Raw genomic sequence first — 19125 nt, 5'->3', positions numbered from 1 at the left:
AAGAGAAAGGTTCAAAGATGAGAATTGTCCATTTTTTGGCTTTGATTTTATTTATAGAAGTTTTCTTTGGGACGGTAGTCTACGGTAGGGACGATGTTAAAGATATTTTGACACCGCAAGAGCGTTTTTGGCTGACACAGAACCAATCACGTCTTGTCTATGCGGTTGAAACCAATTATTCCCCTTTTGTGTTTATTGGCGCCAATGGTGAACCTACAGGCCTTGCTTATGACTATATGCTTTTGGTTGCATCAAAACTAGGGGTGCATTTCAAGGAAAAACGGTTTTCGTCGCTAGACGACATTTTCAGTAATGTACGCAATCATGAAATACAGATTGTTAATGCCGTTACAGCAACTCCAAAACGTTCCGAATTTCTTTCTTTTACTAACTTTTTTATTTCCGTTCCCAATGTTATTATTGTCAATAAAAACAGAAACGGAGCAATGGGTGAAAAAGATTTGACAGGGCTAAGGGTCTCTTTAGTAAAAAGCTACGCGGTTACCGAATATCTTATGAGAAAAGGCATTGTTGTCACCCCGAACTTAGCTGCAAACGATATGGAAGCGCTTCTGGATGTCTCGTTTGGAAGAGCCGATGCAGCTGTCATAGATTTGGCTACCGCATCGTATCTGATCTCCAGCAATGGGATAACCAATCTCCGTGTAGCGGGCGAAACGGATTTCAATATTCAGCTGGCAATGGCAGTTTCGAAAGATGAGCCTATCTTGCGTACAATTCTTCAAAAAGGAATTAACGCAATCACCGATAAAGAACGCGAAGAGATTCATGAGCACTGGATTAATACATCGGGAGAGAGTATTTTCAACGATTGGCGGTTTTGGGCAGTTATCGGCGGGGTATTTGTGATTTCTCTAGTAATAATCATTTGGAACCGGATACTTCACAATCAGATCAATCTTCGTATAAAAGCTGAACAAGAACTTCAAGTTTTAAATATTGAATTAAGAAGACAAGCGAATGAACTGGTTTCCATTTCAGAACGCTTAAATAAAGCTCAAGAACTTGCTTTTTTGGGGAACTGGATATGGGATATAAAAAGTAACTCACTCTGGTGTTCAGATGAAATGTACCGGATTTTCGGACTTACACCACAGGATTTTAAAGCTACGTATGAAGCTTTTTTAGAGAGAGTTCATCCTGATGATCGGAGTATTGTAGAAGAGAAAGTAAAATATACGCTGACGTATAAAACTGAGTATAAATTGACACATCGAATCATCAAAATGGATGGGGCTGAGCGTTATGTCCTTGCAGTGGGGTATGTCGAATATGAGGATAATAAGCCTAATAAAATGGTTGGGATGATACAGGATATAACGGCTGAAAGAGTAGCACAAAATGAGCTTGAAAAATCGGAACAAAAATATAAAGATTTAGTGGAATATGCTATGGTCGGCATATACCGCAGTAATCTTTCCGGAACAATACTGTATGTCAATCAAACCATGGCAAAAATGCTGGGCTATAGCACTCCCGATGAATTGATTGGTGAAAAAAGCATGTTAGTGTATAAATATCCGGAACAAAGGGGAATATTTATTCAAAAACTATCTCAAGAGCTGGTGGTTACTAATTATGAGTTAGAGCTGGTAGATAGGTATTCAAATACACTGCCAATTATGATTAGTGCATCGTTGGACGGGGAAGTTCTTTCCGGGATGATTATTGATATGAGTGAAATCAAAAAATCCGAGAATGAGATTAATAAACTCTCCAAAGTTATCGAACAAATTGACGATACGGTTGCCATTACTGACAAACAGGGGATCATTACCTATGTCAATCAGGCATTTTGTAAGCATACAGGGTTTACGGAAAATGAAGTGCTTGGAGAAAGTTTTAGGATATTAAAATCAGATCGGTACGATAACAATTTTTATAAAAAATTATGGATAACGATCTCGAACGGAGATATTTTTCGAGACACTGTTATCAATCGTAAGAAAAATGGCGACCTCTATTATGAAGATAAAACAATTACACCGCTCAAAGATGAAAAAGACAATATTATTGGGTATGTTTCGACCGGGAAAGATGTTACTCTTGAAACTTTGATGAATCAAGAGATACAGCGCATTGCTACGATTGATCAACTTACGGGTATTTATAACCGTCATAAATTTGAAGAGCTGTTTATTCTTGAAACCGAGCGTTCACGTAGATTTTTACAACCTCTTTCGTTGATACTCATTGATATTGACCATTTCAAAGTGGTTAACGATACCTACGGTCATGATGTCGGAGACGAAGTACTTAAAACACTGGCTGATGTCATAGGAGAAAATATTCGCAAAATTGATATTTTTGCTCGCTGGGGTGGGGAAGAGTTTCTTGTATTGAGCCCGAATACCGATCTGAAAAATGTTCAAAAACTAGCAGAGAAGCTGCGTTCAGCGGTTGAAAATGCCTTTTTTCCAACAGTACATCATGTAACTATCAGCCTTGGAATAAGTACATTTAGAGAAGAGGATACATTTACAACCCTTTTTAAGCGTATTGATCAAGGACTATATTATGCAAAAGAACATGGAAGGAATCAGATTGGTGTTATAAATTGATGGGTATACAACTGATACAAAGATAACGCTGCTGCACATGATTGTTGAATGGGTGTAATTAAAGATTTCTTGAGGGCAGTTTAAGTGAAATAAGATGGCGGGCCACCAAGGATTTGAACCTTGGGAGGTATTACCCTCGCCGGTTTTCAAGAACGTATACCTTAATATAGCTAAGGTATAGGAAACCCTATGATCCTGCTAAATCATCAAATCTATTTGTGCCCATATTGGGACTTATAACTGTCTCAAAGGAAGAAAATCCTTTGAGATATAACGTGCAGAAGTATGAGGCATTTTAGCTGAAAGTTTTCTTGAGACACTTCATTGTTAACGTATCTGGTCCTAAATGAGGTACATATTAATACTATGAACCTTATATGGAAAGGAGGTTATATGAATCCAATTGTCGTGTTGTTGATTGTAAAATGCGTAGTCGATGCACTTATACACAAAAAATGAAGGAGCAGATGAATTGAAAGATTGACAATGATTATTGAGATATTAAAACTCAAGGATGTGGATAGGGTTGATGACATGCTATTGAGAGAATATCTTGAATATTCACTTCGTCGATTGCCGGATGGATTTGATTATTTTGATCATGTGTGTGAATATGGATATTTTTGTATTGTCACAGAGTTAGACGATTTGATGGCGAGTTATGATCGAATACCTTCTATTGACGATGAGTCATTTTGGGAGAGGGTGGAACTGATTGAGGAGGATGATAATGGAGTTTTGGAGATACTTGTGAGATTTGATACTGATTTTATGGTTAGTTTGATATTTCGAAAGGAAATTTTGAGGGATGACTTACACGCAAAAGTTTTGAAAAAATGAGATATTGAAAATTGTATCAACCTTAAACGCCTACACAGCACTTCATTCAGAAAAAGAGCTCAAAAAAATGTTTTCTTAAATGGATAAAAGTTTACTGCCTAGAATTACCCCTAATTCCCAATTATTTCATACTTAAAAGGCGGCTATAGCCTTATTATCTGAAATTTTTACGAAATTGATTTTAGCAACGTAAAAACCACTGTTTAAACTGGATCTAAAAATAAATATTTATATTAGCATATTAATACAAAATTAATATATTGCCATAAATCACCTTGAGATACTATTCCTGTGCTTGTTATTAATGATATTTTTTGAAGAAAAAAGATTGATTTCATGCAAAGTAAATTTATGAAAGGAGTCGCCCGTATGGAGAATTTAGATGTAATTAAATCTGTCAGAGTTTTTGTCGAAAACGGCATTATAAAGTTGGATTTTCGCGTACACAAAGGGGTAAAGTTACCCAAAGGTAGAACAGATAATCGGTTCCGTTGTTCGACAGGTAGAGATGGCAGTAAGATGTCATTGAAGTACGTAGAGCAGAAGAAGTATGAATTGGCGCGTAAACACTATGATTCACTATTTGATAACTATGAAAACAAGGTAGAACTGCTGTTTATAGATATCGCCTACATAGCATTAGAAGAAACAGCAGTATATCGACGAAAGCAAGACGGAAGCAAAGATTATTTGAATATTTTAGAGAAGGACGTTTTACCAAAATTTGGAAACATGGCTCTAAAAGAGATCAAAGTCAGCGATATCAAAGCATGGCAAGTGGAAATGGGCAAAGGGAAAATTTCCCAGAGCCGTTTCAACAAGAAGTATTACGTAGTGAAAAGAGTTCTGGATTATGCCATTGAAAATGGCTACATCGGTTCAAATCCTATTTCATTGGTAAAGCGATCTTCTAAGCTTTTCATCAAGGCTAAGTCCAATAATTCAAAGTATTTTACCGCTGAGGAAGTGGAAAAAATATTGAGTGATCGATTTGAGGGTGCAAATGATAAAGAGAAATTGTCTCATGCATTTTTAGTGGCGTTCTTACACGTTGCTTTTCTAACAGGGGCACGGACGGGTGAAATAATGGCCCTAAAGTGGGAGGATATTGATTTTTCAACTAAGACAATCACTATCAGGAGAAGTATTCGAAAGGGAATTATATCTGTCACGAAAACTGATACTGAAAGGGTTGTTCCTATGGTGCATCGACTGATCGATGCTCTTTTAAAATGGAAAGACAATACTCACAGGGAATACGTATTCCCTGTTCCGAATAAAGGGACGCCATATAGCGAGCCTCGAAGCATTGTGGACTCGAAATTTAAGCCGATGCTGGAGCGGCTCGGGATACCGTATAAGATTCTTTACTGTACCCGCGCTACATTTGCTTCAATTGCAGTTGAAAAGGGTATTAGTATACCTATTGTTTCTACTTGCTTGGGGCACGGTAATATTGCAACAACGCAACGTTACTACATTCGGATGGGAAATATAGATACCGAAAATACACGTATTGAATTGGAAAAAATGGCAATGTAGATTGTGTGTCGTCGGCAAAACTGCCGATGACTTTTTTTGATCAACAATAAGAAAAAAATATGGAAATCCCAATTACTTTATTTACCTTACAATGGGGGCGACAGCTTGATAATGATGAACCTTTAAGTATTCGCTGTCCCAATCGTGAGCATGACAATAAACATCTATCAGTTTTTATTAGAAAAGTGATAGATAGTGATAATCAAGTTTTTATATTTTGTCACTCATGCGGTAGCATGGGGACATTCCTGAAGATAACAAGAAGTTCTATTTTTAAAAGCAGTAAAGGAATGCGACATGTCAAAAAATCTCTTAAAATTTATTACAAAAATAATCGATTCCATTGAACCATTGGCTAAGACAGATGATTTAGACCGCTTTGATATAATCAAACACATACACAAATATTTCGTCATTGCTATTATGTCAGGTAGATTGTACTTTTGGACTGGTAATCATTTTCAAGCACTCAGCGATGTGCATCAGGAACAATCGTTCTTCTTGAAAAAAATAATAGAAAAATTGACTGGTGGAAAGATTCCTGTTTCAATGAAATTTATTTCATCAGTTTATATTGAACTACTAAACGAGTATTTTATTCCCGAAGAAACCGAGGGCTATCTTGCTCTGATAAATGTTCAAAATGGGCTACTAGGCATCTCAAAAGATGATATAGAGCTTTATGAAGCTGATCCCTCTTTGGGATACAGATATGTTCTTTCATATGAGTATATTCCCGAAGCTAAAGCACCAATATTTGAAAAGTTTTTAGCGGAAACGGTTCAAGATGAAAATAGTATCAAAGTGATCTATGAATACATGGGCTATATTCTGCTTGGAAAGCATTTGTCTTTAGAGGCGGCTCTTTTATTGCTTGGAGATGGAAGAAACGGTAAAAGTGTGCTTATTAAGACGTTAATGAAGTTTGTTGGCGAAGACAACACGAGTAATGTTGAGCTGCAAGAGCTGAGCAATCCCAATCGAACTGTAACTATGGATGGGAAACTGCTTAATGTGGGTTCTGATAGTTCAGACAAAAATTTCGATAGTTCACAATTCAAAAGGGCTATTAGCAATGAGCCAATTACAGGACGACGTCTGTATCATGATGCATACGTTATCAAAGATCTACCCAAGTTCGTTTTTGCAATGAATAACCTACCACTTAGTCAAGGAGATACGTCATTTGGACTATTAAGAAGGCTGAAAATCATAAAGTTTGACAAAATTATAGCTGAACACGAGATAGACAGATATCTGGATAAAAAGATTGAAAAAGAGCTTTCTGGTATTTTGAATCTAGCTATTGAGGGGTTAAGACGTTTAATAAAGCAGGGTGGATTTACTGAATCAGATGCAATCAATAAGGCGGTAAAAAGCTACGAAGATGAGATTAACATGGTTAAGCGATTTATCGAAGATGTATCTATAGCGCACTCTGAAAAAGGATATATGAGCAATCAGCAGCTATATGAGACCTTTGTGGAGTGGTGTAAAGATGAAGGGATTAAGGTTCCAAGTAAAAGTTTTTTACTGAAAAAATTGAGAAGTAGCGGTTTTGCACCATATAAAAATAATGCAGTTAAAGGGTTTCGGGTTACTGTCACAAAGATGACACTTTCTCCAAAAGACGAAAGCAGGTATGCAGGGAAACGCTTAAGGTCAAAGCGAGTTTTTAACCGCTCATAGAATCCCATGGGGCCTGTGAAAATGTACATATATGATAAAAGTAATTTATGAAATCACAAGCCCGTCAGGCCCGTATATTATCACGGGATTCTCGGGCCTGAGAATTTGAGAAAAAGATTTTTCTGCAAGAAAATTTAAATCTCATTGAGTGAAAGAATAGAGGTTACACCATAAAAAGACATTTTTTAGACTTTGCTCTTTTTAACAATCTCACTAAGTATCGCTAGATAGGGCATTTGTCACTATTTCCTCGCCGGTTTAGATAACCGACTTATATTGCAGTATGTAAGATAATTGGAGGGCGATTTGTTAAAGTGGTTATAATTCGAAATAATTGTGTTTGATAAGGGTAATCTTGAAAAGTGAATTGACTTCCATTGAATTGTGTGCTGGTGCAGGTGGTCAGGCATTAGGATTACATTTGGCTGGTTTTAAACATAGACTGCTTATTGAAATCGAAAATTATGCGTGTAATACATTGAGAATGAATAATAAACTGCATGCTTTGGGATGGGAAGAAATTATAGAAGGTGATCTTTTAGAGTTTGCCAAATCTGATTTAAGTAATTATAGTAATATAGATCTTGTTGCTGGAGGGGTACCTTGCCCTCCTTTTTCAAAAGCGGGTAAACAATTGGGTCAGGATGATGAGAGAGACCTTTTCCCAACGGCTCTTAAGATTATAAAAAAAACTAGCCCTAAAGCTATAATGCTTGAAAATGTCCCTGGTTTGTTAGAATCCAAATTTGATGATTATCGAAAAAAGATTGATGATGAATTACGAAGTATGGGTTACTTGACTACTTGGCAGCTAATTAACGCGAAAGATTTCGGTGTTCCACAATTACGTCCCCGCGTTATCTTGGTCGGGCTTCGAAAAAATATTTTTCCTTATTTTTCTTGGCCTGATTCATACCTAGAGGCACCTACTGTTGGTGAAGCTTTATATGATTTAATTGCGTCAGATGGTTGGGTGCATGCTGAACAATGGAGAGAGAAAGCAAATAGAATTGCCCCAACTCTTGTGGGAGGGTCTAAAAAACATGGTGGACCCGATTTGGGTCCAACTCGTGCCAAAAAACAGTGGCAAGAGTTACATATTAATGGGCATCGGCTAGGAGACAATCCACCAGATAAATTTTTTGCAGGAGTTAAAGAAGGCTTTGACAATATGCCTTTGCTAACTGTTCGGATGGCTGCAAGAATACAAGGCTTTCCTGATTGGTGGGAATTTTATGGTAGAAAAACACCTGCTTATAGACAAGTTGGGAATGCACTCCCTCCACCTGTTGCAAAAGCTGTAGGTGAACAAATTAAAAATGCAATTATAAGTGCTTCTGCTAATTCTGAATAATTATTTTAAGTACGCTGCTTTAATTGCCTCTTCAATCAGATGATTAATTTGTTTTCCATCTTCAGCACTTTTGCGTTTTAATAAATCTAATAATTGATGGTCAATATTAACAATAGTTGCAATGCCGACAATTTCAGGGAAAGCCCATGAACATTCATTGCAGTCTAATACACATTTTTCACATGCTCGTCGTTTTCCGACATTACATACATTACAAATTGATTGCCAATTATTTAATTCATTTGTCCCTCCGCGAGAGAGTGGAGTTTTATGATCTGCTTGCAATCCACGAACACCTGGTTTCATGGGAGTGCCGCAAATGGCACATATGAAGTTGTGTTTTTCAAACAATGCTTTTTTTTGTGTTTTTGTTAAGTATTCGCGATTTATAGGAATTGTCAATTTTTTGGAATTTAGTCTCCATGCATGATCCTTTAAGTCTTCTACGTAAGACGTTTCAAGATCACATCCCAATTTGTCTTTTATTTCTCGGGCGCGACGGTCAAAATATTTTTGTCCAGTAAGCTGTAGTAGCTCTTTTGAGGCAACCCATTCTTTTGGGAATGGTGAATCATCTGATTGCCATAAACGTTCCAATATTTGATGTTTGACGTCACTTAAAGATTTTTTTATTGGAAGGGATTGCAGATAGTCTTGAAAAGTCATAAAATAGTTTACCTTTAAAGTTAGAGAGCACTATTTTATAGTTCATTCAATAATATAATCATAAATATCGATTTATATTTTTTTTGTATTAATTCCTGATTATCAAAATATTATTCTTACAATCTTAGATAAATCATAATTCATTTTTTTCTTTGCTGAAGTGACTCTATAACCTATTGTACTAATATTGTTACCTCTTCCTCTATGTCAACCAAGGCCTGTATACGCACTTAGATTATCATATATTGGTTCCATAAGTCCTTTTCCAGTACATGGTAAACTTGGCTACTGTGAAAAATTTATTCTCAAAAAAACCGAATAATGACAATAATATGGCACTAGGTAATAAAATTAATATATTTACACATACTATAATGTATTTGGATATTTTTTTGTTTTCAGCCTTAGTTGTATAAAATGTGTACTAATAAAGAGTTATGTTTTAAAGGAATATATCTAACAAATGCAGATCATTATAAATAGTAGAGAATATGAATGTTGGCATGAGGCTGGACATGCAGTAGTTTGTTTGCTTCATGGTGGCAAAGTGGAATTAATGGAAATCATCCAAGATAAAGATCACGTTGGAAGAGCTAGAGCACGCTGTGAAACAACAAATAGTACTCGACCAAAAATCGCTTGTGGCGGTTTTGCAGCAGAATATTATTTATACGAAACTGGTGCAATTGATGTAACTGAAAAAGAATTTGTGCAATCTGCTTTAGTAAATGCTTTTCCTGATAAAAAACAGTTCTTTGGAGCTGACTACGAACAATCAAATGGCTGTTGGCCTACTGAGATGGATATTCGTTTTAGAGATTATGCAATTTATCAGATTGCACCGCTGCTGAAGAATAACCATGGGTTGCTCAAAGAGCTCGCTAATACCTTGTTTGAAAAAGAAATCATCTATGAAGATGAAATACAAACAATTAAAGAAAATTATATCAAGTGATTTGAGACCTATCAAAGACCTGCGAGCGGCTTTTTGATTGCTCAATTTAAACGTTGTATTTAAAAGGGAAAAAGTATGGAACCAAAATATGCATCATTAAAAAAAGAACTAAAAGCTTTAATGCGACAAGGTGATTTGCTCTATTATGCAATGGCTGATGAACAAGGTCAACTATCTGAGGAAGCCAAAAGTGTTCTCAAAGAGAAAGGGATAGAACTTCCTAGATTCAATATGGCGTATGATCCATGGTATTCCGAAGCTTTGTTGGTCGTTAAACAAATCATCCCTGATAGATATGATGACTTCGTGAAACAATATAAGAACGACAAAAGAAAAGAAATTGATTTTTTAACTTATGGGATTTCAGACTATTTAGTGGGACTAAAGACTACAAGAGGTGGAGGTATGGTAGTTGCTGACCAAAGTGCAGCAATTCCAAAAATGCAGAATCAAAACTCCATCTTAGCATCTGCTGAGAAACGCTTTGAAAGCACTCTCTTTGATATTCAAGAGGTTCTACAGGCTGATATTTATGATTCAGAATTAGAAGCAGCTAGAGAGCTTGCCAAAAAAGGTTTTGTAAGAGGAGGAGGGGCCATTGCGGGTGTCGTTCTTGAAAAGCATCTTGGGCATGTATGTGCCCATCATGCATTAAATTCACGCAAAAAGCATCCATCAATCGCAGACTTCTATGAATTGTTAAAAGAAAATAATATTATCGATACAGCTAAATGGCGTTTTATTCAGCATCTAGGTGATCTCCGGAATCTATGTGACCATAATAAAGAGCGCGAACCAACTAAAGATGATGTGTTTGAGCTTGTTGAAGGTGTAGAAAAAGTAATAAAAACAGTGTTTTAAAAATGGCATATAAAGCATAATTGAATCATCACCTACTCTATCAGAGGGTATTGATTTCTATCAATTCCTCAATATCTATGAATGAATAGTTATACTGTTTAGAAAGATCAGTCACTAAGGTAGGGTATAAAGCTTTAAAATTATTGATTAGGCGCTCGGCTGTATTATTTGTATCAATTATGATTTTTTGCTTATCTATGTAGATACGGCCGATTGACGTATCATGATGATTTTTTAATACTGCTAAAACTTTTACTAGAAAGTCATTTTTTATTGTTGCATCTATCTTTTCCAACTCCAATTCCTCGAAAACATGTTCTCTTTCATATATGCTAGGGTAAATTTCAAGTTCATGTTGATACTGAATAATTTCAGGGTCACATTTTAATTCATCGGGTATATGATAAACGACATCTTTATTCTGCTCCATAGCTAACATTAAAAATTCTTTATCATTTTGTAATTCACTTGAAGCCCATTTTAATGCACTTCCATCTTGTACAAGCGCAGTGAGCACAATCTCCCTATCATTACAGAACTCATTGGAAATATCGCACAGGATTTCTCCCTGTCGTGCAACTGCGGCTAAAACAATTTCTCTGTCATTTTGAAGTTGATTTGAGGCACCCAATAGTGCCCCTCCATACTTGGAGACGGCAGCTAAAACAATTTCACGATCATTTCTAAATTTTTCATGACGGTAATAAAGATCCATATCACCATTTTGTATTGCAAGAAGGACTGAGTCACGATCCATATTGTATTCTCCTGATATCAAAATGCCATTCTCTGTAATCTCTAAAATCTTGATAGATTAAATGACGCAAATTTGTACTATACGCATGAATTTTAACCAAAAAAAGACTTAGATTTTCAATTAGTTCATAATGAGTTCACTAGACTAAAAACTTCTGCTGTGCTACTGGTTTAGATGAGAAATATGACACACCTTGTCATCAAAAATAGCTATAATGTTAGAAAACAAGGAAAAGCATGAAAGAACACGATAAAACAGCATTTCGATTGTCATCCATCCTCATAAAACTCAATGAGGGTGATCATCCGTCAATCGATGAGCTAGCGAAGGAGTACAATGTTCACAAACGTACTATTCAGCGTGACATCAATGAACGTTTATCTTATCTACCAATTCAAAAAGATAATGGAAGGATATCTCTTGACCCTGCCTATCTCGGTAAGTTATCAACCGATGAAATCAGAAACTTCGCTGCACTTTCTGGGGTAAAATCGCTTTTCCCTACCTTAGACAATACGTTTTTACGTCGAATATTTGATGATGCCGTTCGAAGTGCCTACCTAGTCAAGGGGCATCATTACGAAAACCTTAGTGGAAAAGATGAAATCTTCAAACGGATTGAAGAGGCAATCATACATCATAAAAAACTGACCTTTTGGTACAAATCGACACAACGCACAGTAGAACCTTACCGCCTCATTAACCAAAAAGGTATTTGGTATCTCGCAGCTGTCGAAGATAAACTCAAAAGCTTTTCAATTGCAAAAATATTTGAGCCTCTTATTACAGGAGAAGTGTTTGTCCCTGATGCCAGTATCTCCGAATTGATAGAAAAAAGCGAGACGCAATGGATTGGCATCGAAACTAAAGAGGCCGTATTTCAAATAGACAGCGAAGCCTCCCCCTATTTTCGTCGACGCAATCTAATTCCCGATCAAACAATTGAAAAAGAACTTGAAGATGGTGGACTTATTGTTTCCGGACGTTTTACAGATGAAACACAAGCACTTAATATAGTAGGATATTGGCTCCCACATATCAAGATACTATCTCCAATCGATTTACATGATACTTTCCGTATGCAATTGAAAAAATACATTGAACAGGAGTACTGACATGGGTGAAAAAATCAAAACGATCAGAATAAAAATAGGCGATCATTTGGTAAGTAGTAGAGGGGTTTACACGCATCATGGAATTTATGTAGGACAGAACACTGTTATTCACTATTCGGGATTAGCTGATGGACTTCAAACTGGACCAATAGAAAAAGTATCTATTGAGAAATTCCAGGGTAATGGTGATCTTAAAATAAAACCACATCCACATGCAATGCATAATGGTCAAAAAGCTAAAGCAAGAGCATTATCTCGATTAGGAGAGGATGCGTATAGTTTAACCGGAAATAATTGTGAGCATTTTGTTAATTGGTGCATTGATGATGAGCATAAAAGCAATCAGGTTGATACAGTAGTAAAAACCAGTAGTAGTATAGGTGCATCAGCAACTGGATTAGCAGCTCGTAGTGTAATTGGATCCGCAGGTACTGTTGTTGGATTATCAGGGTCTGGTGTTATGAGTGGATTGGCTTCTGTTGGTGGAGTGGTAGGTGGTGGTGCTGTAGCAGGTGCAGGAATACTTGCTGGTAGTGGTGGGTTGGCAGCTGCTACCTTGATTAATAATACCATCCTGGCTGATGATAAATCCCTTGATAAGAAAGAAAGAAAAGCAAGGAACGCCGGTAGAAAAGCTTCATATGCAGGAGCCGCTGCAGGTACAGCTGGTGGTATTGCAGCTGTAAGCGCAGCTGGCACAGCTGGATTAAGTAGTGCAGGCATTACTTCAGGCTTAGCTGCCATTGGTAGCACTGTTGGCGGTGGAATGGCAGCTGGCACAGCAATAGTTGTAGCTGCACCGGTAGCTGCAGCTGCAGCTATTGGTTATGGTATATACAAATTTTTTCAATCAAATAAGCAAAAAAGTAAAAAAAAGAAAAAATGAATTATTTGGATATCACCCCTAAATAATTTATATGACATACCCTGTCAGTTGACCCTGTTAAACTACTTATAGCCCTTCATAGAATCGATGAAGGATATTGAAAAAAGGAGTGCACATGTTACCATGGATTTTAGGAGGTCTTATAGGTGCAACTGTTACTGCAGTTGTATTTTATAATGCTGAGGATGAAAGTTGTGATGAAGATGCCCACATTGATGAACTGGATGCATTGATCAATAAAATCAAGACATTAAATATAGACTTGAATGAACAAGTCTTAGAGAACTTGAGAGATAAAACACCTGTAAATAGGTATTTGGAATAAAGTTAAGCAACTTCAGCTAGGTGGTTCATTTTAAGTACGACAAATTTGTGTCATATTTCTCAAGAATATCAATACAGGTATAGAAAAGTAACCGGAGAATAATTTGGTCAATAGTATGAATTTTATTGATTCGTGAATCTTTGAAAGTATCATAAATAAGGGAATAATGAAGGATTTTAAAAGTTGTGATGGCGGGCCACCAAGGATTTGAACCTTGGGAGGTATTACCCTCGCCGGTTTTCAAGACCGGTGCAATCGACCACTCTGCCAGTGACCCGTAGTAAAATTGAAGCTATCTTTTTCTATGCTGGAGGCGGCACCCGGATTCGAACCGGGGATCAAAGCTTTGCAGGCTCATGCCTTACCGCTTGGCTATGCCGCCACCATTAAATGGTGCCCGGAGCCGGACTTGAACCGGCACAGTGTTGCCACCGAGGGATTTTAAGTCCCTTGCGTCTACCGATTTCGCCATCCGGGCATTTCGTTAGAAAAAAATATCTCAGCTCAAACATCAGACTCAATGTTTCAACTGGGATGTTATGGAGCGGGAAACGAGGTTCGAACTCGCGACCCCAACCTTGGCAAGGTTGTGCTCTACCACTGAGCTATTCCCGCATTGTGTTTGTGGACTGGAAGTATAGCAAAAAAAATATTGCGTGTAAAGAGTTTTTGAGAATTTTTTGTCGTTTTTGTGGATACATACTTTTTTTAGAGTTCCACTTCGGTATAATCGCACTAATTAAATAATCAATTTGAAAAGGGATCCTATGCGTAGTGATACTATTAAACGAGGATTTGACAAAACCCCTCACCGCAGCTTGCTTCGTGCGACCGGTCTAAAAGACGAAGATTTCAACAAACCGTTTATCGGAGTGGCAAACTCCCACATCGATATTATTCCGGGGCATTTTTTTCTCCAAGAGTACGGCCGTATCGTCAAAGAAGCGATTCGCGAAGCGGGCGGAGTCCCGTTTGAGTTTAATACGATCGGTGTAGACGATGGGATCGCAATGGGGCATGATGGAATGCTTTATTCATTGCCGAGCCGTGAGTTGATCGCCGATTCGATCGAGACGGTTATGAATGCGCATAAACTTGACGGTCTTATCTGTATCCCCAACTGTGACAAGATTGTTCCGGGGATGCTAATGGGTGCGCTTCGTGTCAATGTTCCGACGATCTTTGTTTCCGGTGGACCGATGAAGGCAGGTCACAAAAAAGACGGTACGCCGATCGATTTGGCGACGGCATTCGAAGCGGTCGGGAAACACGCCGACGGAAAAATGTCCGATGAAGAGCTGTACGAGATCGAGTGTGAAGCGTGTCCGAGCGGCGGAAGCTGTTCGGGGATGTTTACCGCCAACTCGATGAATACCCTTTGTGAAGCGATGGGAGTGGCATTGCCGGGTAACGGTACGGTTCTTGCGATGACGCCTGAGCGTATCGAGATGGTTAAAACGGCGGCGCGCCGTATCGTCGAGATGGTCAAAGACGAAAACTCCCAACAATGGAATATGCAAAATATTCTGAACGACAAAGCAATCCACAATGCGTTTGTCGTCGATATGGCGATGGGGGGATCTTCGAATACGGTATTGCATATGCTCAGTATCGCCAAAGAGGCGGGGGTTGATTTCGATATTACCCAAATCAACAAAATCAGCGAGAATGTCGCCCATATTGCAAAGATTTCACCGTCGCTATCAACCGTACACATGGACGATATCAACCGCGCCGGCGGTGTTAACGCCGTTATGAAAGAGGTAAGCCGCCGCGGCGGAATCCTCTATACCGATGCGATGACGGTGACGGGTGAGACGCTCGGAGAGCGGATCAAGGATGCGGTGATCAAAGATCCGAATATCATCCATACGAATGAAAATGCGTACTCTCCGGTCGGCGGGTTATCCATCCTTTTCGGAAACCTCGCCGAAGAGGGGGCCGTCGTCAAAACCGCGGGAATCACCCCGAATATGCGCAAATTCAAAGGTTCCGCCGTCTGTTTTAACAGCCAGCAAGAAGCAATCGCTGGAATCGTAGGGCATAAGGTCAAAGCGGGCGATGTCGTCGTTATCCGCTACGAAGGGCCTAAGGGTGGACCGGGTATGCAGGAGATGCTTGCCCCTACATCCCTCATTATGGGGATGGGGCTGGGTGAGAGTGTTGCCCTCATCACTGATGGACGTTTCAGCGGTGCGACACGCGGAGCCTCTATCGGACACGTCAGCCCTGAAGCGGCTGAGGGGGGATTGATCGCATTGATCGAAGACGGTGATGAGATCGAACTCGATGTCGATACCCATCTGTTGCAGCTAAATGTGAGCTATGAGGTGTTAGAACAGCGTCGTCTTCACTGGAAACCGATCAAAAAAGAGATTCCGTCCAAATGGCTCAAACGCTACAGCCTCCTCGTCTCCAATGCCTCTAACGGTGCCGCTCTTAAAACTGAACTGTAATCTTTTTGTCACCGCTTTGTAATCTTTCGAGATTACACTGACGGTATGAATGAGAGTGTACTTAATTTCCGCACCGTCTTTATATCCGACCTTCATCTCGGGACTCGCGACGCTCAATCTGAACATTTATTGGAATTTATCCGAAACGTAGAGTGCGAGAGCCTCTATCTTGTCGGTGATATTATCGACGGGTGGGAACTTCGCCGTAATTGGCGGTGGAGTCAGGCACAATCGGATGTGCTTCAAAAAATTCTTCGAAAAGCCAGAAAAGGGACAAAGGTCTATTACATTATCGGTAATCACGACGAGTTCTTGCGCCCTTTTTTACCGATGGTGATGGGTGACAATATTACCATAGCGCATGAAAAAGTCCACCATGCCCTTAACGGCAGATCCTACCTCGTAGTTCACGGAGATATGTTCGATGCGGTTACGATGACGAAAAAATGGGTTGCCCATCTGGGTGACCGATGTTACCTTCTATTGCTTCGCCTCAACCGTCCGATCAATACCATACGCCGGTGGTTCGGAAAATACCATTACTGGTCGCTTTCCAAAATGGTCAAACAAAGTGTAAAGCAGGCGGTGAGTTTTATCACCGATTATGAAGATGTCCTCGCCTCACATGCAGACGAAAAAGGGTATGACGGTGTGATTTGCGGTCATATCCATCATGCCGAAATAAAAGTGATTAACGATATCGAGTACCTAAATTGCGGAGATTGGGTTGAATCCTGCACGGCGATTATAGAACACTATGACGGACGGTTTGAAATCTATGAGCACCACAAAAACCGTTAGTATCGTTTTTTACAAAGGACGCGGGACATTGGCGGAGAAGCTGATACGGCTTTGGACAAACAGCCCGTTTTCCCATAGCGAATTTCGTCGAAGCGACGGATATTATCATTCAAATGACCGGTTCCGTTTTATTTCCCGAACCGAGTTTATGGAGATCAATCCGGAAGATTGGGAAGTGTGCGAAATCGTTTTGCCCAGCGAGATCGTCGAACGTGTTGAACGGAGGCAGCTTCGAAAAAACGGTACATCGTATGACTGGATGGGGATCGTTTTTTCGCAGGTATTTCGCTTGGGCTTGCATGATAAAAAAAGATGGTTCTGTTCTAAAAGCAATGCGGATGATTTGGCCTATGCCTACCGTTTGATGCTAAGAAGCAAAGACGGACGGTACCGGTTTTACATCAAACAGCTCAGAATTTTCGGTCGAATCTCTCCCCAGTACTTTTCTCCCCAGCAGCTTTATTCGGCAGTGCTGAGAATGAGCCGTTATTAAAGAGGAGCCGGATCTTTATATTCCGGGACGATTCGCTGCAGGGCAGAGCGCGGATCGGATGAAGTGGTTAACATTTCAATATCATCATTCAAACGATTGATATCGTAGAAGGTCGAACGGGCGATCATAATCGATTCAAAGGCTGTTTTCTGTTCGCTCTCGTCGATCAATAGCTCTTCATACAGTTTTTCGCCGGGGCGCAAACCGGTATAGACGATCTCAATAGGCATCGAAGCGTAAAGCCGAATCATCGTTTGAGCAAGATCGGCGATTTTGACACTCTCTCCCATATCGAGGATAAAAAGTTCCCCACCGCGTGCGATTGCGGCGGCCTGCAAAACGAGCTGGCATGCTTCCGAGATCAGCATAAAATAGCGGGTAATATCGGGATGGGTGAGGGTGAGAGGTCCTCCCGCTTCGATCTGGGATTTAAATTTCGGGATAACGCTGCCGCTGGAACCGAGAACGTTTCCGAAACGGACGGCTACGATTTCACTATTTTTCGGATCGACATTTTGGGCATAGAGTTCCACTATCCGCTTGGTCGTTCCCATAACGTTGGTCGGTCGGACGGCCTTATCGGTTGAGATAATGACGATTTTCGGAACTTCATGCTTGATGGCACTGTCAATGACATTTCGGCTTCCGATGACGTTGTTCATAATAGCCGTTTGGATATTTGCTTCGCATAAGGGGACGTGTTTGTAGGCAGCCGCATGGATTACGATGTCGGGACGGGTATTATCGATGATTTTGTCCAATGTTTCATGATCGATGATATTGCATAAATGCAGTTTGGCAGAGGAGAGCTTTTCGCCGATTTGATAAAGGTTGTATTCGCTGTGATCGATCAGGATAAGATTTTTTGCACCGAAACGGTGGCATTGCAGTGCTATTTCACTTCCGATACTCCCTCCGGCACCGGTGATAAGGACACATTTGTTTTGAATAAACGTTTCAATGGTTTGGGTATCGAGATCTTTAGGATGTCGGGCAAGGAGTTCTTCAACCGATAGTGAGGTGATTGCCTCTTTTCCATCGGATAGGAGCGCCGAGCGTTTGATATCCTGTACTCCGGCATCGGTTAGAAGTTGATAGGAATGACGTAAAATTTCGCTCGGCAATGAGCCGTCAATAACGGCTGCTTCTATTTGTTTCGACTCGACCAAAGAGACGATCTCATCAGAACCTGAGATTTTAAGATGTTGAATCGTTGAGCCGATCATATTATGATTTTTCTCTTGTACGGTTATGATCCCCACCGGATAATATTCATTGGAACTTTCCATCATGCTTTTAATGAGGTTGGCGGTATTAGGAGATATCCCGATGATTAATGCAGGTTTATGGGCGTCTCCTTTTGCCGACTCTATTGAAAGGCGTTTGGATAAGCGTAAGGCCCCTATCAAAAGAAAGGATAAAATCATATCTATTCCGATAACGCTGCGCGGCATCGGTAAAAACAGTGCCGTATTAAGCATATACAGGACAAAAAAGGCAATAAACGCAAGAATATGGGCATACACAAGCTGTTTGGCGTCGTGCAGGCCGAAAAAACGCCATGTCATACGATAGATACCAAAGATATAGAAACTCCCCCATTTCAATAAAACAAGGGTAAAAAAGACAATGTAGAACTTTGACATATGTTCAGGGGGGATAGCAAAATCAAATCGAAGCGAATAGGCAAAATGGAGCGATACAAAAAACAGAATAAAATCGGCACTTAAAAAAAAGATGAATCTTTTGGCAAAACTCGGAGTGAGCAGGCCTGATTGAACTTTTTTTTGAGCCGACTGCATA

16 protein-coding genes and 4 tRNA genes are annotated in these 19125 nt (G+C 39.5%); 13 read left to right on the top strand and 7 right to left on the bottom strand.

The features are described 5' to 3' along the window. The first annotated feature begins 17 nt into the window (after nucleotides 1–17). From SULKU_RS14600 to SULKU_RS12225, 5 genes are all read left to right on the top strand, one after another. A complete protein-coding gene (locus SULKU_RS14600) occupies nucleotides 18–2582 on the top strand; it encodes a diguanylate cyclase (protein WP_013461285.1) in 2565 nt (854 codons plus the stop codon). A gap of 486 nt (nucleotides 2583–3068) precedes the next feature. Further along, a complete protein-coding gene (locus tag SULKU_RS12240; RefSeq protein WP_013461284.1) occupies nucleotides 3069–3422 on the top strand; it encodes a hypothetical protein in 354 nt (117 codons plus the stop codon). A gap of 351 nt (nucleotides 3423–3773) precedes the next feature. After that, nucleotides 3774–4964, top strand: coding sequence for a tyrosine-type recombinase/integrase (locus SULKU_RS12235; RefSeq protein ID WP_172633611.1), 1191 nt, complete (start codon nucleotides 3774–3776; stop codon nucleotides 4962–4964). 297 nt (nucleotides 4965–5261) lie between these two features. Then, nucleotides 5262–6653 (top strand): DNA primase family protein, encoded by a 1392-nt coding sequence (locus SULKU_RS12230; protein WP_013461282.1) that lies wholly within the window; start codon nucleotides 5262–5264, stop codon nucleotides 6651–6653. A gap of 355 nt (nucleotides 6654–7008) precedes the next feature. Further along, complete coding sequence (locus tag SULKU_RS12225) at nucleotides 7009–8007, top strand: DNA cytosine methyltransferase (RefSeq protein ID WP_013461281.1); 999 nt, start codon at nucleotides 7009–7011, stop codon at nucleotides 8005–8007. On the opposite strand, the gene SULKU_RS12220 is transcribed toward SULKU_RS12225, so the two are convergent. Beyond that, complete coding sequence (locus SULKU_RS12220) at nucleotides 8008–8673, bottom strand: HNH endonuclease (protein WP_013461280.1); 666 nt, start codon at nucleotides 8671–8673, stop codon at nucleotides 8008–8010. It lies immediately after the preceding gene. 463 nt (nucleotides 8674–9136) lie between these two features. On the opposite strand from SULKU_RS12220, the gene SULKU_RS12215 reads away from it, so the two are divergent. Together SULKU_RS12215 and SULKU_RS12210 are read left to right on the top strand one after the other, a co-directional pair. Further along, nucleotides 9137–9628 (top strand): M50 family metallopeptidase, encoded by a 492-nt coding sequence (locus SULKU_RS12215; protein ID WP_041666815.1) that lies wholly within the window; start codon nucleotides 9137–9139, stop codon nucleotides 9626–9628. Between the two features lie 75 nt (nucleotides 9629–9703). After that, a complete protein-coding gene (locus SULKU_RS12210) occupies nucleotides 9704–10489 on the top strand; it encodes a hypothetical protein (RefSeq protein ID WP_013461279.1) in 786 nt (261 codons plus the stop codon). A gap of 40 nt (nucleotides 10490–10529) precedes the next feature. On the opposite strand, the gene SULKU_RS12205 is transcribed toward SULKU_RS12210, so the two are convergent. After that, nucleotides 10530–11246, bottom strand: a complete 717-nt coding sequence (locus SULKU_RS12205; RefSeq protein ID WP_013461278.1) for a DUF4116 domain-containing protein — start codon at nucleotides 11244–11246, stop codon at nucleotides 10530–10532. Nucleotides 11247–11482: 236 nt separating this feature from the next. Between SULKU_RS12205 and SULKU_RS12200 the strand changes: the two genes are divergently transcribed. The 3 genes from SULKU_RS12200 to SULKU_RS12185 all read left to right on the top strand — a co-directional run bounded on the left by SULKU_RS12200 (nucleotide 11483) and on the right by SULKU_RS12185 (nucleotide 13572). Beyond that, on the top strand, nucleotides 11483–12361 hold the full coding sequence (locus tag SULKU_RS12200) for a helix-turn-helix transcriptional regulator (protein ID WP_013461277.1): 879 nt from the start codon (nucleotides 11483–11485) through the stop codon (nucleotides 12359–12361). Nucleotide 12362: 1 nt separating this feature from the next. After that, nucleotides 12363–13247 (top strand): lecithin retinol acyltransferase family protein, encoded by an 885-nt coding sequence (locus tag SULKU_RS14595; protein ID WP_013461276.1) that lies wholly within the window; start codon nucleotides 12363–12365, stop codon nucleotides 13245–13247. A gap of 115 nt (nucleotides 13248–13362) precedes the next feature. Continuing rightward, nucleotides 13363–13572: a hypothetical protein gene (locus SULKU_RS12185; protein WP_013461275.1), complete on the top strand. Its 210-nt coding sequence runs from the start codon at nucleotides 13363–13365 to the stop codon at nucleotides 13570–13572. A gap of 189 nt (nucleotides 13573–13761) precedes the next feature. Here SULKU_RS12185 and SULKU_RS12180 read toward each other — a convergent pair. The 4 genes from SULKU_RS12180 to SULKU_RS12165 all read right to left on the bottom strand — a co-directional run bounded on the left by SULKU_RS12180 (nucleotide 13762) and on the right by SULKU_RS12165 (nucleotide 14187). Further along, nucleotides 13762–13849, bottom strand: a tRNA-Ser gene (locus SULKU_RS12180). A gap of 31 nt (nucleotides 13850–13880) precedes the next feature. Continuing rightward, nucleotides 13881–13954: transfer RNA gene (locus SULKU_RS12175), tRNA-Cys, on the bottom strand. Between the two features lie 9 nt (nucleotides 13955–13963). Beyond that, nucleotides 13964–14050: transfer RNA gene (locus SULKU_RS12170), tRNA-Leu, on the bottom strand. Between the two features lie 62 nt (nucleotides 14051–14112). After that, a tRNA-Gly gene (locus tag SULKU_RS12165) sits at nucleotides 14113–14187 on the bottom strand. Between the two features lie 152 nt (nucleotides 14188–14339). On the opposite strand from SULKU_RS12165, the gene ilvD reads away from it, so the two are divergent. Genes ilvD through SULKU_RS12150 form a run of 3 tightly spaced genes read left to right on the top strand, consistent with a single transcriptional unit; the run spans nucleotide 14340 to nucleotide 17322 of the window. After that, the gene (gene ilvD / locus SULKU_RS12160; protein ID WP_013461274.1) at nucleotides 14340–16028 is read left to right on the top strand and encodes a dihydroxy-acid dehydratase; all 1689 of its coding nucleotides are present in this window, start codon (nucleotides 14340–14342) and stop codon (nucleotides 16026–16028) included. 45 nt (nucleotides 16029–16073) lie between these two features. Beyond that, the gene (locus SULKU_RS12155) at nucleotides 16074–16829 is read left to right on the top strand and encodes a UDP-2,3-diacylglucosamine diphosphatase (RefSeq protein WP_013461273.1); all 756 of its coding nucleotides are present in this window, start codon (nucleotides 16074–16076) and stop codon (nucleotides 16827–16829) included. Beyond that, entirely contained in the window at nucleotides 16807–17322 is a 516-nt protein-coding gene (locus tag SULKU_RS12150) for a hypothetical protein (RefSeq protein ID WP_013461272.1), read from the top strand. Before SULKU_RS12155 ends, SULKU_RS12150 begins: the two co-directional genes overlap by 23 nt. Here SULKU_RS12150 and SULKU_RS12145 read toward each other — a convergent pair. Beyond that, on the bottom strand, nucleotides 17319–19124 hold the full coding sequence (locus SULKU_RS12145; protein WP_013461271.1) for a UDP-N-acetylglucosamine 4,6-dehydratase family protein: 1806 nt from the start codon (nucleotides 19122–19124) through the stop codon (nucleotides 17319–17321). The two genes, SULKU_RS12150 and SULKU_RS12145, sit on opposite strands and share 4 nt — an antisense overlap. Between the last annotated feature and the right edge of the window lies 1 nt (nucleotide 19125).

The sequence above is a fragment of the Sulfuricurvum kujiense DSM 16994 genome (genome assembly GCF_000183725.1).
GTDB classification, from domain to species: domain Bacteria; phylum Campylobacterota; class Campylobacteria; order Campylobacterales; family Sulfurimonadaceae; genus Sulfuricurvum; species Sulfuricurvum kujiense.
The sequence above is the reverse complement of the archived record's forward strand: the minus strand, read 5'-3'. Positions and strand labels throughout refer to the sequence as shown.

Coding starts and splice junctions, on each gene's coding strand:
- SULKU_RS14600 (WP_013461285.1), top strand. CDS start 18: ATGAGAATTGTCCATTTTTTGGCTTTGATTTTATTTATAGAAGTTTTC.
- SULKU_RS12240 (WP_013461284.1), top strand. CDS start 3,069: ATGATTATTGAGATATTAAAACTCAAGGATGTGGATAGGGTTGATGAC.
- SULKU_RS12235 (WP_172633611.1), top strand. CDS start 3,774: ATGAAAGGAGTCGCCCGTATGGAGAATTTAGATGTAATTAAATCTGTC.
- SULKU_RS12230 (WP_013461282.1), top strand. CDS start 5,262: ATGTCAAAAAATCTCTTAAAATTTATTACAAAAATAATCGATTCCATT.
- SULKU_RS12220 (WP_013461280.1), bottom strand. CDS start 8,673: ATGACTTTTCAAGACTATCTGCAATCCCTTCCAATAAAAAAATCTTTA.
- SULKU_RS12215 (WP_041666815.1), top strand. CDS start 9,137: ATGCAGATCATTATAAATAGTAGAGAATATGAATGTTGGCATGAGGCT.
- SULKU_RS12210 (WP_013461279.1), top strand. CDS start 9,704: ATGGAACCAAAATATGCATCATTAAAAAAAGAACTAAAAGCTTTAATG.
- SULKU_RS12205 (WP_013461278.1), bottom strand. CDS start 11,246: ATGGATCGTGACTCAGTCCTTCTTGCAATACAAAATGGTGATATGGAT.
- SULKU_RS12200 (WP_013461277.1), top strand. CDS start 11,483: ATGAAAGAACACGATAAAACAGCATTTCGATTGTCATCCATCCTCATA.
- SULKU_RS14595 (WP_013461276.1), top strand. CDS start 12,363: ATGGGTGAAAAAATCAAAACGATCAGAATAAAAATAGGCGATCATTTG.
- SULKU_RS12185 (WP_013461275.1), top strand. CDS start 13,363: ATGTTACCATGGATTTTAGGAGGTCTTATAGGTGCAACTGTTACTGCA.
- ilvD (WP_013461274.1), top strand. CDS start 14,340: ATGCGTAGTGATACTATTAAACGAGGATTTGACAAAACCCCTCACCGC.
- SULKU_RS12155 (WP_013461273.1), top strand. CDS start 16,074: ATGAATGAGAGTGTACTTAATTTCCGCACCGTCTTTATATCCGACCTT.
- SULKU_RS12150 (WP_013461272.1), top strand. CDS start 16,807: ATGAGCACCACAAAAACCGTTAGTATCGTTTTTTACAAAGGACGCGGG.
- SULKU_RS12145 (WP_013461271.1), bottom strand. CDS start 19,124: ATGCAGTCGGCTCAAAAAAAAGTTCAATCAGGCCTGCTCACTCCGAGT.